Origin of the sequence: Aeromicrobium sp. (genome assembly GCF_025965075.1) — a bacterium.
GTDB lineage: Bacteria > Actinomycetota > Actinomycetes > Propionibacteriales > Nocardioidaceae > Aeromicrobium.
In genome coordinates, this window is the sequence record NZ_JAOPXQ010000045.1 from 1 (window position 1) to 15624 (window position 15624).

General features: G+C 71.1%; 14 protein-coding genes. 4 read left to right on the forward strand and 10 right to left on the reverse strand.

All coding sequences use genetic code 11. The features are described from left to right. Nucleotides 1–8 precede the first annotated feature (8 nt). Nucleotides 9–644, reverse strand: a complete 636-nt coding sequence (locus JWQ91_RS02870) for a TetR/AcrR family transcriptional regulator (RefSeq protein ID WP_297780560.1) — start codon at nt 642–644, stop codon at nt 9–11. 75 nt (nt 645–719) lie between these two features. Between JWQ91_RS02870 and JWQ91_RS02875 the strand changes: the two genes are divergently transcribed. Both JWQ91_RS02875 and JWQ91_RS02880 read left to right on the forward strand, forming a co-directional pair. Continuing rightward, entirely contained in the window at nt 720–3599 is a 2880-nt protein-coding gene (locus JWQ91_RS02875) for an MMPL family transporter (RefSeq protein ID WP_297780562.1), read from the forward strand. A 4-nt stretch (nt 3600–3603) separates the two neighbouring features. Continuing rightward, nucleotides 3604–5640, forward strand: coding sequence for a YhgE/Pip domain-containing protein (locus JWQ91_RS02880; RefSeq protein ID WP_297780564.1), 2037 nt, complete (start codon nt 3604–3606; stop codon nt 5638–5640). 73 nt (nt 5641–5713) lie between these two features. Here JWQ91_RS02880 and JWQ91_RS02885 read toward each other — a convergent pair whose 3' ends face one another. After that, nucleotides 5714–6280: a DinB family protein gene (locus JWQ91_RS02885; protein ID WP_297780567.1), complete on the reverse strand. Its 567-nt coding sequence runs from the start codon at nt 6278–6280 to the stop codon at nt 5714–5716. A gap of 216 nt (nt 6281–6496) precedes the next feature. Continuing rightward, entirely contained in the window at nt 6497–7966 is a 1470-nt protein-coding gene (gene miaB / locus JWQ91_RS02890; protein WP_297780569.1) for a tRNA (N6-isopentenyl adenosine(37)-C2)-methylthiotransferase MiaB, read from the reverse strand. Nucleotides 7967–8061: 95 nt separating this feature from the next. On the opposite strand from miaB, the gene JWQ91_RS02895 reads away from it, so the two are divergent. Both JWQ91_RS02895 and JWQ91_RS02900 read left to right on the forward strand, forming a co-directional pair. Continuing rightward, nucleotides 8062–8970, forward strand: coding sequence for an SPFH domain-containing protein (locus JWQ91_RS02895; RefSeq protein WP_297780572.1), 909 nt, complete (start codon nt 8062–8064; stop codon nt 8968–8970). 108 nt (nt 8971–9078) lie between these two features. Beyond that, nucleotides 9079–9381 (forward strand): hypothetical protein, encoded by a 303-nt coding sequence (locus JWQ91_RS02900; protein WP_297780575.1) that lies wholly within the window; start codon nt 9079–9081, stop codon nt 9379–9381. Between the two features lie 157 nt (nt 9382–9538). Here JWQ91_RS02900 and JWQ91_RS02905 read toward each other — a convergent pair whose 3' ends face one another. The 7 genes from JWQ91_RS02905 to recA all read right to left on the reverse strand — a co-directional run. Beyond that, complete coding sequence (locus tag JWQ91_RS02905; protein WP_297780578.1) at nt 9539–10087, reverse strand: hypothetical protein; 549 nt, start codon at nt 10085–10087, stop codon at nt 9539–9541. Between the two features lie 115 nt (nt 10088–10202). After that, nucleotides 10203–11750, reverse strand: coding sequence for a hypothetical protein (locus tag JWQ91_RS02910; protein ID WP_297780581.1), 1548 nt, complete (start codon nt 11748–11750; stop codon nt 10203–10205). Nucleotides 11751–11901: 151 nt separating this feature from the next. Then, nucleotides 11902–12360 carry a hotdog fold domain-containing protein gene (locus tag JWQ91_RS02915; protein WP_297780584.1) on the reverse strand — a complete coding sequence of 153 codons (459 nt, stop codon included), beginning with the start codon at nt 12358–12360 and terminating at the stop codon, nt 11902–11904. A 35-nt stretch (nt 12361–12395) separates the two neighbouring features. Next, a complete protein-coding gene (locus tag JWQ91_RS02920) occupies nt 12396–13481 on the reverse strand; it encodes an exo-alpha-sialidase (protein WP_297780587.1) in 1086 nt (361 codons plus the stop codon). A 62-nt stretch (nt 13482–13543) separates the two neighbouring features. After that, complete coding sequence (locus JWQ91_RS02925; protein WP_297780590.1) at nt 13544–14071, reverse strand: GNAT family N-acetyltransferase; 528 nt, start codon at nt 14069–14071, stop codon at nt 13544–13546. A gap of 31 nt (nt 14072–14102) precedes the next feature. Further along, entirely contained in the window at nt 14103–14627 is a 525-nt protein-coding gene (locus tag JWQ91_RS02930; RefSeq protein ID WP_297780593.1) for a regulatory protein RecX, read from the reverse strand. Between the two features lie 5 nt (nt 14628–14632). Beyond that, nucleotides 14633–15624: recombinase RecA (gene recA / locus JWQ91_RS02935; RefSeq protein WP_297780596.1), on the reverse strand; the 992-nt coding region annotated here is incomplete at its 5' end.

Here is a 15624-nt window from a genome sequence, read left to right on the forward strand (position 1 = left end):
GACGACCGTCAGGCGATCGGCTCGGTCACGCCCAGCAGCAGGATCGGCAGGGTCTGCTTGAGCAGCCCCAGGTCGATCGGGCGGTCCTCGATCAACGCCTCGCGCTGGGCCGTCTCGTAGGTGCCCATGAGGATCGTGGAGGCGTGCGAGAGATCGACCGTGAGCCGCAGGTGGAGGGCCGCGAGGGCCGTGCTCATGAACGTCTCGAAGTCGACGCGCACCTGGCGCCAGGCCGCCACGAACTCGCGACCCACGGCATCGTCGCGCACACCGCGCAGCTGGAACTCGGCGTGCACGAGGTACCAGACCCGGTCCTGGGGCTGCAGCAGCAGGAAGCGGTCCATGATGACGCCGATCGCGTCCAGGACGTCGAGCCCGGCGTACGACGCGGGGTCGGCGGCCGCGTGCAGGCGCTGGAACATCAGCTCGCGCTCGTGCTCGAACAACGCCAGCACGAGCTCGTCCTTGGAGCCGAAGTTGGAGTAGAACGCGCCGCGGGTGAACCCGGCCTGCTCGCAGATGTGCTCGACCGAGGCGCCCTGGATGCCCTCGCGGGCCAGCACCTCGCGGGCCGCCTCGAGCAGCCGCTCGCGGGTCGCGGCACGGCGACGGACGGCGGGTCGCTCCGCGCTCACCTCGGTCATGTCCCTCCTCGGATGTGACGCACCCACCATACTCGATGCATTGACGTACTCAATACACAAACGTATCGTGAGGCCGTGTCGACCTTCCTGTACTCGCTGGGCCGCTGGTCCTTCCTGCACCCCCGCCGAGTGCTGACGGCCTGGCTGCTGATCCTGCTGGTGGCGGGCACCGCCGCGCTGGGCCTGGGCGCCGGCACCAAGAACCAGTTCGACATCCCCGGCACCGAGTCCCAGGAGGCGATCGACTCCCTCGGGCGTACGTTCCCCGAGCTCAGCGGCGCCTCGGCCTATCTCGTGATCGTGGCTCCCGACGGCCGGACCGTCGAGGACGGCCGGACCAAGGACCTCGTCGCCCGGGCCGTCGCGGGGATGGAGAAGGTGGAGGGTGTCAGCGAGGTCGTGTCGCCCTACTCGAAGCAGACCGACATCGGGATCTCCAGGGACCGCGCCGCCGCGCAGGTGCAGATCCAGTTCGACCGCGAGCTCACCGATGTCACGGAGGCCGACCGGGCGCAGCTGATCGACACGGGCGACGCGCTCGAGGACGACGGCTACACGATCGCCTTCGGCGGTGACGTCTTCGCCAACACCGGCCCGCAGCTGTCGATCACCGAGGTCATCGGCGTCATCGTGGCCTTCATCGTGCTCTACCTGATGTTCCGCTCGCTGCGGGCCGCGGTCATGCCGATCGTCACGGCGGTCCTCGGCGTCCTCGTGACGGTCGCGATCTCGACCGCGGCGACGGGCTTCGTCACGATCTCGTCGACCGCTCCCCTGCTGGCGCTGATGATCGGGCTGGCCGTGGGGATCGACTACGCGCTGTTCATCGTGTCCCGGCACCGCGAGCAGCTCGCCGAGGGGCTCGAGCCCGAGGAGGCCGCGGCCCGGTCCGTCGCGACCGCCGGCTCGGCCGTCGTGTTCGCGGGGGTCACGGTCGTCATCGCCCTGCTGGGCCTGTCGATCGCCCGCATCCCCTTCCTGACGATCATGGGTGCCGTCGCCGCGCTGTCGGTCGTCGTCGCGGTCGCGGTCGCCCTGACACTGCTGCCGGCGCTGCTCGGTCGCGCCGGTGACCGGCTGACCCCCGCCGCCGGTCACCAGTCGGGAGGCTTCTCCCGCCGGTGGGCCGAGCTGACGACCCGCTTCCCGCTGATCGCGATCGCCCTGGTCGTGGTGGGTCTCGCGGTCGTCGCGATCCCGGCCAAGGACCTGCAGCTGGCCCTGCCGGACAACGGCACCGCGGCGGCGGGCAGCACGCAGCGCGTCGCGTACGACCTGGTCGAGGAGCACTTCGGCCCGGGCTACAACGGTCCCCTGCTGATCAGCGTCGACATCATCTCCACGACCGATCCGGTCGGCGTCGTCAACGCGATCGCGAAGGACCTGCGCGGCCTGGACGGGGTGGAGTCGATCGGCCTCGCGACCCCCAACCGGACCGCCGACACCGGCGTCATCCAGGTGATCCCCACGAGCGGCGCGACCGACAGCCGGACGACGGACCTGGTGCGGGAGATCCGCGACCGCGAGCCGACGTGGAAGAAGCAGCACGGCACCGACGTCTCGGTGACCGGGCTGACCGCCGGCGGGATCGACGTGTCGGACCGCCTCCAGCAGGCCCTGCTGCCGTTCGGCCTCGTCGTGGTGGGCCTGTCGGTGCTGCTGCTGATGATCGTGTTCCGCTCGATCGTCGTGCCGGTCAAGGCGACGCTGGGCTTCCTGCTGTCGACCGGCGCGTCATTCGGCGCGGTCGTCGCGGTGTTCCAGTGGGGCTGGCTGATGGACCTGGTCCACCTGGAGCAGACCGGGCCGCTGATCAGCTTCCTGCCGATCATCCTGATGGCAGTGCTGTTCGGTCTGTCGATGGACTACGAGGTCTTCCTCATGGCCCGGATGAAGGAGGAGTACGTCCGCACGAGCGATCCGCACCGGGCGATCGTGGACGGCTTCGTCGGCAGCTCGCGCGTCGTGACGGCCGCGGCGGTCATCATGCTCGCGGTCTTCGCGGCGTTCGTCCCCGAAGGCGATCCCAACATCAAGCCGATCGCGTTCGCGCTCGCGATCGGCGTGTTCGTCGATGCGTTCCTCGTGCGGATGCTGTTCGCCCCCGCCGTCCTGGCGCTGTTCGGCCAGCGCGCCTGGGTCCTGCCGGCGTTCCTCGATCGGCGTCTGCCCCACGTCGACGTCGAGGGCGAGGGGCTGCACCGCCGGGTCGCGCTGCAGTCGTGGCCGCAGCGCGACACCACCGCCGCGATCGCCGCCGCCTCGGTCACCACGACGGGTCCCGAGGGGCTGGTCTTCAACGACGTCACGGTCGAGGTCGAGCCGGGCGACTGGCTCGTCGTGCACGGACCCAGCGGCGCCGGCAAGACGTGCCTGCTGCTGACGTTCGCGGGCCGGATGGCGTTCGACACCGGCCGGCTGCGCGTCAACGGGCACCTGCTCCCCCAGGAGGCCTCGGCCGTACGCCACTCGGTCGCGCTGGCCGAGCTGCCGGGCGTCAACGACCTCGAGGACAACCTGACGGTCGACCAGCACATCGCCGAGCGCCTCTCGATCCGCTCGTTCGGCCTGTGGGTCAGCCGCAGCCGGCTCGCGCCGGTCCTGGTGCAGCTCAACCACGCCCTCGAGCGGGCGCACGACGAGGCCGGCGTCCCGTACGAGCCGGTCCGCGGCCGGACCCTCGTGTCGGCGCTGACGCCGCTCGAGCGCAAGATGTTCGGCGTCGTCCTGGCGCTGACCGACGCCCCGGCGATCGTCGTCGTCGACGATGCCGACGACCTGCGGGCCGCCGAGCACATCGAGCTCCTGTGGTCCGCCCTCGCGTGGCTGCTCGAGGACCGCCCCGTGACCCTCGTGGCCAGCGTGCAGTCCGCGACCGCCGCCCCCGCCCCGTCCGACCGGCTCCACCACCTGGAGCTGGACACCGACCGTATCCTCCACGAGCTGAGGCTCTGAACACATGATCCCCTCTCCCGCACTCCCCTGGTTCGAGCTGGCCCGTTTCCGGCGCAGCCGGCTGACCCGTGCCGCGGTCGTCGCCGTGACGCTGGTGCCGCTGTTCTACGGCGCGATGTACGTCTGGGCCAACATCAACCCCACGGGGCAGCTCGACCACGTCCGTGCCGCGGTGGTCAACGAGGACGAGCTCATCCAGGTCAAGGACCGGGACGGCAAGGAGCAGCCCGTCGCGGTCGGCCGCCAGCTCGCCGGCAACCTGGTCAGCAACGACGACGCGGACAACTACGACTGGGTGCTCACCGACGCCAAGGACGCCCAGCGGGGTCTGGCCGACGGGGACTACAAGGCCGTCCTGACGATCCCGGCGAACCTGTCGAAGGCGGCGACGTCGACCAGCGGGGACCCCGCCGACGCGATCCAGGGCAATCTGGACCTGCAGACCAACGACGCCGTCAACTACATCAACGGCACGATCGCCAAGACGATCCTGCAGGCGGCCAAGGGCGCGCTCAACGCGCAGGTCACCGAGACCTATCTCGACAACGTCTACCTCAGCTTCTCCGACATCAAGATGGCGCTCGACGACGCCGCCGACGGGGCGGCGAAGCTCGCTGACGGCGCGGACCAGCTCGCGGACGGCGCCGGGACCCTCGCGGACGGCGCGGCGGCCCTGGCCGACGGCAACCGAAAGCTCGCCGACGGGGCCGGCCGGCTCGACTCCGGCGCCCAGCAGCTCGCGGGCGGGCTGTCGACCCTCGACGACCAGACCTCGGCCCTGCCCGGCCAGACCCGCCGGCTCGCCGACGGCGCCCGCCAGGTCGCCGACGGCAATGCCCGGCTCAACGACACCGTCCAGGGCGTCAGCGGCGCGATCCTGGGCGCGACGGCCAACGCCAACGCCGACATCGACCGGCTCGCGACCCAGCTCGACGACCTGGCCGACCAGTGCGAGGCCGCCCCACCCGCGGGGACCGACTGCGCCGGCCTCCGCCAGGCCGCCAACCGCGCCGGCGAGCTGAAGGGCTTCGTCGGCGGTGTCCGGGGCCAGGTGACGGAGTTCAGCGACGGCACGCAGCAGCTCGCCGACGGCGCCGAGCGGGTCGCCGACGGCAACGCCGAGCTCGCGGCCGGCGTCCCCCGGCTGGTTGCCAGCATCGGCAAGCTGTCGGACGGCGCCGGCAAGCTGGCCGCCGCGACCGGGCAGCTCGCCAGCGGCGCGGCCCAGGCCGCCGACGGCGCGGACCGCCTCGCCGCGGGCGCCACGACCCTCGCGGACGGGTCGGACGATCTCTCCGCCGGCGCGCTCAAGCTCGCCAACGGCCTGCGCGACGGCAGCAGCGAGGTCCCCGACTACGACAAGGCCGAACGGGAGCGCCTTGCCGAGACCGCGGCGACCCCGATCGAGAACGCCGCGAACCGGGTCAACCCGGTGCAGAACTACGGCGAGGCGCTCGCGCCCTACTTCATCGCGCTCGCCCTGTGGATCGGCGCGATGGCGATCTACCTGCTGCTGCGCCCCCTGTCGGCACGGGCCATCGCGTCCACGACCGGCAGCGTGCGGACCGCCATGGCCGGATACCTCCCCGGGCTGGCGATCGCCTTCGCGCAGGTCGCGCTGCTCCTGACGATCCTGGAGCTGGCGCTGGGCATCGACCCGGCCAGCCAGCTGCTGCTGATCGGGGTCTCCCTGGCCACGGCGGCGGTGTTCGTCGCGATCAACCAGATGTTCGTGGCCCTGTGGGGCGGCGCCGGACGGTTCGCGGCGCTGGTGTTCGTCAGCCTGCAGCTGACCTCGGCCGGCGGCACCTATCCCATCGAGACCGCGCCGCCGTTCTTCAACCTCCTGCACGACCTGCTCCCCATGACGTACGCCGTGCACGGCCTGCGGGCCGCGCTGGCCGGCGGCACCGACGGGGTCGTCCGGGACTTCGTGGTCCTGGCGCTGTTCGCCGTGCTGGCGCTCGCGGTGACGGTCGTCGCCGCGCGACGCCGTCAGACGTACACCGTGATGCGGCTGCACCCGCTGCTGCAGGTGTAGGTCTGTGCCAGTCGGCGCCGCAGTCGTGGAACGGCCGGACGTGGATCTGGTGCCGCGGGGCCGCGAAGTCCCCTCAGTCCGTGAAGTGGTCCGCGGCGGCCTGGATGCGTCGGACGTACGTCGGCCAGTCGGTGCCCGAGTCCCCCGTGTCGGAGCCGGTGCGGCCGTCGATCGTCTCCCGGAGGATCTCGGCGTGACCGGCGTGCTGCGCCGTCTCGGCGACCATGCGCACCAGCAGGTAGCCGAGCGTCGTGTCGGCCGTGGCAGGGTCCCAGTGCGGCACCCGGCCCGGCGCGTCGAGGTCGAGCGACGCGATCGTCGCGTCGCCGTGGGCGCACGCCCGCCGGTAGAGGGCGATGATCTCGTCGCTCGACTCCTCGGCGGTCGCCCACATGTCGGCGCCGGCCCACACCGAGCCGTCCGTGACCCACGGCAGGATGTCCGGCGCCCGCCGGCCGAACGACTCGCCGAGATAGACGTGCTCGACCCCGACGAGGTGCTTGACCAGGCCGATGAGGTTGGTGCCGCTCGGCGTCATCGGCCGGCGCAGGTCGTGCTCGCTCGCCCCCTCGACGGCCGCCAGCAGGGCGGCGCGGACCTCGACCAGCTTGGCGTGCAGGGCGTCCTTGGCCTCGTCCATGGACCCATCGTGGACCACGGCGCCGACAATGACGACCGGCCGGGCTTGCGGGCCGAGGAGGACTCGGGCTCCGGCTGCGGGATCGCCGCGCAGTACGCATCCGCGCGGCACCGCACCGTTGTCGAGGCGGCGTCCTGACAACGTGACACGAGCGGTTGCGGGCCGCAACAGGTCCGGGTTGCGATTCGCTCAACCGCCGGGCCGTGGGGGCCGAGCTCAGATCGCGCAGGCCGGCTCGACGGGCGGCAGCGGCGCCGGGACCCCCAGGCTCGGCATGCCGAGACCCACCGAACGGACCTCGGTGCGCCCCTGCCGGGACTCCCACGCGTCACCGGCCCGGGTCCGCCGGACGGTGATCGGGGCGTGGTCGCTGACCAGGTGGTGCGGGGCGGCGTACGTGATCCGGACCTCGACCATGTCGCCGGGACGCACCTCGTGGTCACCGGGGACGAAGTGCACCAGCCGGTTGTCGCGGGCGCGGCCGGTCAGCCGGTGGGTCGCGCCGTCCTTCTTGCCCTCGTGGTCGGCGACCAGCAGCTCGACGACGCGGCCCTCCTGCTTCCTGGCCTCGTCCCACGCGACCTCGTTGACGACCTCGATGAGCCGGTCGTAGCGCTCCTGGACGATCGCCTTGGGCAGCTGGTCGGGCAGGTCGGCGGCCGGGGTGCCGGGGCGCTGGGAGTACTGGAAGGTGAACGCCGTCGCGAACCGGGCCTTGCGGACGACCTCCATCGTCTCGAGGAAGTCCTCCTCGGTCTCGCCGGGGAAGCCCACGATGATGTCGGTGGAGATCGCCGCGTCGGGCATCGCGGCGCGCGAGCGCTCGACGATGCCGAGGAACTTCTCCTGCCGGTAGGAGCGCCGCATCGCCTTGAGGACCCGGTCGGAGCCGGACTGCAGCGGCATGTGCAGCTGCGGCATGACGTTGGGCGTCTCGGCCATCGCCGCGATCACGTCATCAGTGAAGTCCTTGGGGTGCGGGCTGGTGAACCGGACCCGCTCGAGGCCCTCGATCTGGCCACACGCCCGGAGCAGCTTGGCGAACGCCTGCCGGTCGCCGAACTCGACGCCGTACGCATTGACGTTCTGGCCCAGCAGGGTCACCTCGATCACGCCGTCGTCGACCAGCGCCTGGACCTCGGCGAGGATGTCGCCGGGGCGGCGATCCTTCTCCTTGCCGCGCAGCGCCGGCACGATGCAGAACGTGCAGGTGTTGTTGCAGCCGACGCTGATCGAGACCCAGGCAGCGAACACCGAGTCGCGCTTGGTCGGCAGGGTCGACGGGAAGACCTCGAGCGACTCGAGGATCTCGACCTGCGACTCCTCGGCGATGCGGGCCCGCTCCAGCAGGACCGGCAGCGAGCCGATGTTGTGGGTGCCGAAGACGACGTCGACGTACGGTGCCCGCTTCGTGATCGTCTCGCGGTCCTTCTGGGCCAGGCAGCCGCCGACGGCGATCTGCATGCCGGGGTTCTTCTCCTTGACCGACGCGATGTGGCCCAGGTTGCCGTAGAGCTTGTTGTCGGCGTTCTCCCGCACGGCGCAGGTGTTGAACACGACCAGGTCGGGCGTCGCGCCGTCCTCCGCGCGGACATAGCCGTCGGTCTCCAGCAGGCCGCCCAGCCGCTCGCTGTCGTGCACGTTCATCTGGCAGCCGTAGGTGCGCACTTCATAGGTCTTCGTCACCAGAGGGATTTTACGTCGCCGACTCGCGATGAACCCCGGACGCGCCAGGGGACTGACTGTCTCGTATTCTCACCTGACCCAACCGAGGAGCTCCCATGTCATCCGTCTTCGTCCTGACGATCTTCCTCCTGGTCGTGGGGCTCGGTCTCCTCGTGGCCGGCCGGGAAGCCGCGCCGGCACTCGGGCGCTACCTACGGCTGTCGGCCGTGGCAGCACTCGCCCTCGCGGTGGTCACGCTGATCCTGTCGACGTTCACGGTCGTGCCGACCCGCGACATCGGGATCGTGACGAGCTTCGGCAAGCCCGTGGGCAATCTGGACAACGGCATCCACGCCAAGCTCCCCTGGGAGAAGGTCAGGACGCTCGACGGCGCGATCCAGACCGACTCCTACCTGGAGAAGAACGACAACGGTTGCACCGACATCCGCATCGGCAACGAGTCGACCGCCTGCGTCGACAACTCGATCCGGTGGCGCATCAAGCTCGACGCCGGGGAGACGCTCTACAAGGACTACCGCGACATGGACAACATCCGGAAGTCGCTGGTGACCCGCGAGCTCACCGCGGCCCTGAACGAGGTGCTGTCGGACTACAACCCGTTGAGCCAGATCCAGGACGACGCCAAGAACCCCGCGAACCCCAACCTCAACGAGTTCTCGCTGCAAGTCGCTGACCGGCTGCGCGAGCAGGTCGGCGACCAGATCCAGATCGAGAACGTCATCATTCCGCTGATCCACTTCGACAAGCCGACCCAGAGCAAGATCAACCTCTACCAGGCCGAGGTCGCGAACACGCGGATCGCCCACCAGCGCGAGCAGACCGCGACGGCGCAGGCGCGCGCCAACGACAAGCTCAAGTCATCGGTCAGCAACAACCCCAATGTGCTGGTGAGCCAGTGCCTCGACACGTTCAGCGAGATGGTCAAGGAAGGCCAGTCGATCCCGATCGGGTTCAGCTGCTGGCCCGGCGGGGCCGCCAGCAGCGTCGTGGTGCCGCAGAAGTAGCAGCCACAACGCGACCGGCACCACAGTTTGGAACCATCCCCGGACGGGTATCGCACCCGAGGCCTCATCAGGACGCGGCGAGGCCACTCCCACCCGGAAGGAACCCCCATGAGCAACAACGATCCGCTCCACACCCAGCACGCCGGCTCGACCGCCGGGGACACCCACAACTTCGGCGACCTCCAGGTCTCCACCGGTCGGCAGTCGGCCTACATCACCGTCGAGCTCATCCTGTACGTGCTCGCGGTCCTCGGCGTCTTCATCACGTCGGCCGTGATCGACGAGGACAACGGTCCGGGCTTCAGCGCCTCGCAGGCCTGGTTCTACGTCACGCTGCTGACGGTCGGATTCCTCGTCAGCCGCGGCCTGGCCAAGATCAACTCGCGCGGGGACAGCAACCGCGTCCTCTGAGCCAGTGCACGAGAGGAGCCCTGACCCGCATCGGGTCAGGGCTCCTGTCATGTCGGGGCTCAGCGGCTGAAGATCGCGATCACGACGAGCGTGCCGACGACCGAGATGGCCAGCGAGCCGAGACATCCGAGCCGGTTGCTGAAGAACAGCACCGAGGTCAGCCGATCACTCGCCCGATGAGGCCCCGGTGAACCTCCGAGGCACGCTCCTGCTCACCGGCGAACGCGCTGACCACGACGAGCGCACCCGTGATCGCCGGCACAGCCCACTGGAGCAGGCGCAGCTGCTTCTGGGCCGCCGCGACCTCCGGCGGCGTGGTGGCGGCGGGGGCGGTGCCGGACTCCGCGGGGACCCGGGTCTGCTCGGAGACCTTCTGTCCGAGGACCCGGCTGTAGGCGGTGACGCCCAGCGCCGCGGCGGTCAGGCCGGTTTTGACCAGCGCCATCGATGCAACACCCTGCTGCCCCGACATCCGGCCGGTGTTGCCCTTGATCTGGCCGAGGCTGCCGACGACGTGGGCGCCGATCGCCACGGCGTTGACCGGGGTCCACCGGTCCCAGCCGACGTTCGCGACTGCGCCGGTGTCGGACGCACCGGTGGCGGCAGCGGCGGCGGGGTTGAGCGCCACGGCGTTGGCCAGGGTTCCACCGAACCACGCCGACAGGCCGAGGTCGTGGAGCGAGCGGGAGAAGGTGTTGCGGGCCATGGGATTCCTCCAATAGGTCGTGTGTCACCCGTGAATCGGGGTTGGTTGACGTCCCCGCCACGTACCCGCCGGTGCGGCCGGGCAAACCGGCCGTGCGTCACACGGGTCGGCCGGCTCAGCCGATCAGCATGCGCAGCGGCGCCATGCCACGTCCCGCACCCGACTGGGCGTTCGGCGAGACCAGGGACACCGCGACGTGCCCCGGACCACCACCGACCGTCGCGGCACCCGCATCGGCGACGGATCCCACGTCCTCCCCCGGGACGGTCGCCAGCACGAGGGCCCACACCACGTCCTCGTCGTCCTGGATCGTGGTGAGCTGGACACCGCTGAGCGCGGACCCGAACGCATCGCCACGCTCCGCCACTCCGGGCACTCCCGGCGAGCCCTGGTCCCACGCACCGGGATGGGGCCCGGTGGGTGCGGCCGTCACCGGGTCGATCAGCAGGAACGTGACGCGACCGGCCCCGGCGACGCTCCCGAGGTCCTCGCCCGGCGCTCCGACCGCCAGCCCCAGGCGTTCCTGCCCCAGCTCCCCGACCACGACCGCCGACCCGAAGGCGTCGCCGGTCTCGTCGGCCCCCGTCACCCCGGGCGTGGCCTGGGTGATCGTGCGGGAGGTGCCCGCCAGCGGCGAGACCGGGTCCTGCCCGGGCACGAACAGGTCGATCTCGGCGAACGCCACCGCCCCCGTGCCCGGTGTCGAGCCGATGTCCTCCCCCGGCACCCCGATCGCAACCTTGATGACGGGGTGATCGACGTCGAAGGTGCTGTAGCTGTCGAGCGCCGCACCGAACCGGTCGCCGGACTCCGCGGCGCCGGCGGCACCGGGCGAGTCCTGACCGACCAGCGAGAGCTGCCCGGCGGGCGGCTGCAGCGCGACCGCGCCGGCGTCGGTCCGGCCGTTGATGTCCTCACGCGGCGTGCCGACCAGGAGGACGGGTCCCTCCGCGGTGCCATACATGTCGAGCACCTCGCCGAACCGGTCCCCGCGCTCCGGCGCGTTGGCGCCGTTGCCCTGCCGGACCACGAGCACCTCCGGCGTCGTCGACACCCGGTAGTCCAGACGCACGACATGCCCCGCGTTGACGGCCGTGCCGACGTTGCGGCGGGGGGCGCCGATCGCGATCATGCTGCCGTCCTCGACCGCCACGGACTCGCCGAATCCCGCCCCGGCCTGGGCGCCGCCGGCGCCGTCGACCGACTCCTCGTCGAGCACGTCGACGACATCGTGCAGTCCGGTCGCCGAGCCGGCGACCCGATAGACCCGGCCGGCGCCATTCACCCCGCCGACCGCCTGTCCCGGCGCCCCGACCAGGACGTCGGCACAGTCGCCGCCGTCGTTCCAGATCGTCGCCGAGGCGCCGAAGCGCGCACCCGCCTGGGAGCTGAGCCCGGTCAGGTCGTCCGCCGTGATCAGGGTGCGCGTCGTCGGCGCCGACGGCTCGGTGCTGCCCGCGGTCCCCACGTTCGAGTGCAGCACGATCGCGCCGGCATTCGGCTTGCCCGGCAGGTCGTACGACGGCAGGCCGACCACCAGGTCGGGTCCGCCGCCGTCGAGGTCGGAGCGCACGCTGTCCCAGCAGTCCACCGGCGCTGTGGTGGCGGGCGCTGCGGTGGCGGGTCCGAGCGACAGGCCGGCCGAGACGACGGCACCCACCACCGCGCACATCGTCAGGCGGGCCGTCCGTGGACGGTCGTCGGGGGTGCGTGCGTGACGTCGGTGCATCGTGCTGGCTTCGTCCTGAGGAGCCGTCTGGCTCCTTTCCCGAGGATAGGACAGCGGCCGCCCCGGCGGAAGGGCGTACGCCCGCTCAGCGCTTGGGCGTCACCCAGAGGTGGATCAGGCCCTCGACCGTGACGGTGCCGTCACTGGTCACGGCCCTGACCCGCACCGGTACGTCCGGCGCCGCGGCCCAGTCGGCCTGCGTCGTCTCGGCGATGCAGGTCAGCGAGGTCGTCGACTTCGCGAGGTAGCTGACCTCCATCCCCTTGGGCAGCCAGCGCATGTCGGCGGGGCAGGTCGCCTCGGCGAGCAGCCCCATCGCGGCCTCCAGTCCGTTGCACGCCGCGATCGCGTGGACCGTCCCGATGTGGTTCTGCACCGAGCGGCGCTTGGGGATCAGGACCTGGCCGAGGTGCGGCCGCATCTCCTGCACGCGGGGGTGGATCGACGCGAAGTAGGGCGCCTTCTGGCTGAACGCGATCGAGAACAGCCGCTTGCCCTGGGGCAGGGCGGTGAGCTTCTTGTACAGGTCGAGAGTTGAGGGCATGCCCTCATGTTACCGGCAGGTAACCCTCGGCCGGGTCACAGCACCGCGGCGCGGACCGAGCACACGTCCGGCAGGCCGCTGCGGACCTCGGCCCAGGTGCCGCCCTCATCGTTGCTGACCCAGAGCGCGCCGTGCCGGGTGCCGACGTACAGGCCCACGGGATCGGCCGTGTCGGTAGAGAAGGCGTCGCGCAGCACGACGGTCCACGCCTCGGCCGGCAGGCCCGGACCGGTCTCGTGCCAGGTCTCGCCGGCGTCGTCGGAGCGCCACACCGCGGGCTTGCCGCCCGGCGGAAACCGCTCGATGTCGGCCGTCAACGGGAAGACGTAGATCGTGCCGGGGCGGCGCGGATGCGCGACGATCGGGAAGCCGAAGTCCGCCGGCAGCCCCGCGCTGATGGGGTTCCAGCTCTCCCCCGCGTCGTCGGAGCGGAAGACGCCGCCGTGGTTCTGCGCGTACAGCCGGTCGGGATCACCCGCGTCGATCGCCACCTTGTGCACGCACTGCCCGAACTCCGGCGGCTCCTCGTCAGGCGAGAAGTCCATCCGGATCCCGTGGTTGTGCGGTGTCCAGGTCTCCCCGCGGTCCTCGGACCGATAGACCCCGCCGGTCGACATCGCCACCGTCACGACGTCCGGGTCGGTCGGGTGCGGCACGATCGTGTGGATCGCCTGCCCACCGAAGCCGGCGGCCCACTGCGGCCGGTGCGGGTGGTCCCACAGGCTGCGGACGAGCTCGAACGTCTCGCCGCGGTCGTCGGAGCGGAACAGCGCCGACGGCTGCGTCCCGGCCCACACGACCCCGTCCTCGGCGGGCGACGGCTGCAGCTGCCAGACCCGCTCGACCGAGGCGCCGAGGTTATCGGGGAAGCGGACCGTGCCGGTGTGGGACTCGTCCCACGTCCGGCCCAGGTCGTCCGATCGGCAGACCCGGGGCCCGAACACCATGTGGGTCGTGCCGACCAGCAGCCGGGGGGTCGGGCCGCGGGCGTCGATCGCGGTGGAGTAGATCTCCTCCATCGGGAACGCCGGCGGGTCCCAGGTCCAGTCCTCGCGGGCTTCGTCCGAGCGACCGATGAACAGGCCCTTGCGGGTCCCGACCATGAGCAGTGCCTGCGCCATGTGAGTGACCTCCCGTGATCCCCCGACGCTAGATGCGCGCTCCGACGCCTGTCAACGGATGCTCACTCGAACAGCCCGCGGCGGGCGGTGCACACCACCTCGGGGTGGGACACGGACTCGGGCTGGATCCAGAGCCCCTGGAGGAACCCGCACTTCTCCAGCGCCCGGATCGACCGCGTGTTGCGGACGTCGGGGCTCGCCACGAACCGCGGCGCCTCCGGATGGTCGCGGCACAGCACGTCGGAGCAGAACGCCCGGATCATCCGGGGGCCCACACCCTTGCCGACGAACATCGGGTCGCCGATCAGGTAGTCGAACGCGACCGCCTCGGGATCCTTGACCCGGACGGCGTAGTCGTCGTAGGCCGAGACCGGGTAGTCCTGGACGTACCCGATGTCGAGCCCCGCGAGCTGCACGATCCACATGCGGGTCGCGCTGGTGCCGTCCAGCTCGGCGGCGTACGTCCGCCGCGCGGCCTCGACCGAGCGCGGCTCCTCGTCGAACCACGGCCGGGCGTGCTGGGCGGCCATCCAGGTCACGAGCTGAGGCAGGTCGTCCTCGACGAGCCGGCGGAAGGTGATCGCGCCCATGCGACAGCACGATAGTGGCCGCCGGGGTCGGTCAGAGGGAGTCGAGCGGCCGGACGTCGGCGCCGAGCTCCTGGCGGACGACCTCGAACGCGACCTGGGGCGGGTAGCCCTTGCGGGCCAACAACCCCGTCAGCCGGCGGATCTTGGTCGTCTCGTCCAGCCGGTGCATCGAGCGGAGCTTGGTCTGCACCAGCCGGTGCGCCGCCTCGAGCTCGACCTCGGGGTCCAGCTCGGACAGCGCCTCGCGGGCGATCTCGTCGTCGACGCCCTTGCGGCGCAGCTCGATGGCCAGCGCCCGGGACGACAGCCCCTTGCTGCGCTGGCGGGACTGCACCCAGGAGCGGGCGAACTCCTCGTCGTCGACCAGCCCGGCGGCCTCGAACTTGTCGAGGACCGCCGTGGCCACCTCGGCAGGCACCTGCTTCTTGGCAAGCGACTGCTCGAGGTCGGCACGGCTGCGCGCCTGCACGGCCAGCCGGTCGTAGACGATCGTCTGGGCCCGGGCGAGCTCCTCGGCCAGGTCGTAGCCGGGGTCGTCGGACTCCTCGGCGGACACGAGGATCAGAACGCGGTGGCGGGCAGGTCCGGATCGTCGACGACCTCGAGGGCGGGCTTGTCGGCCTGCGGGCCGATGCCCTTGGCCTCCATGATCCGCTTCTCCAGCTCCTCGGCGAGGTCGGGGTTGTCCTTGAGGAACGCCCGCGACTTCTCCTTGCCCTGGCCGAGCTGATCGCCCTCGTAGGTGTACCAGGCACCGGCCTTGCGGACCAGGCCGATGTCGACGCCGACGTCGATCAGGCTGCCCTCGCGGCTGATGCCCTGGCCGTACATGATGTCGAACTCGGCCTGCTTGAACGGCGGGGCCAGCTTGTTCTTGACGACCTTGACGCGGGTGCGGTTGCCGACCATGTCGGTGCCGTCCTTCAGCGTCTCGATGCGGCGGACGTCGAGCCGGACCGAGGCGTAGAACTTCAGCGCCTTGCCGCCCGTCGTGGTCTCGGGCGAGCCGAACATGACGCCGATCTTCTCGCGGAGCTGGTTGATGAAGATCGCCGTGGTGCCCGAGCCGTTGATCGCGCCGGTCATCTTGCGCAGCGCCTGGCTCATGAGCCGGGCCTGCAGGCCCACGTGGCTGTCGCCCATCTCGCCGTCGATCTCCGCACGGGGCACGAGGGCCGCCACGGAGTCGATGACGATGATGTCGAGGGCGCCGGAGCGGATCAGCATGTCGGCGATCTCGAGCGCCTGCTCACCGCTGTCGGGCTGCGAGATCAGCAGCGCGTCGGTGTCGACGCCGAGCTTGCGGGCGTAGTCGGGGTCGAGCGCGTGCTCGGCGTCGATGAAGGCCGCAACACCGCCGGCGCGCTGGGCGTTGGCCACGGCGTGCAGAGCGACGGTGGTCTTTCCGGACGACTCGGGGCCGTAGATCTCGACGACGCGGCCTCGCGGCAGGCCGCCGATGCCGAGCGCCACGTCGAGCGCGATGGACCCCGTGGGGATGACGCCGATCGGCACGCGCACCTCGTCACCGAGGCGCATGACCGACCCCTTGC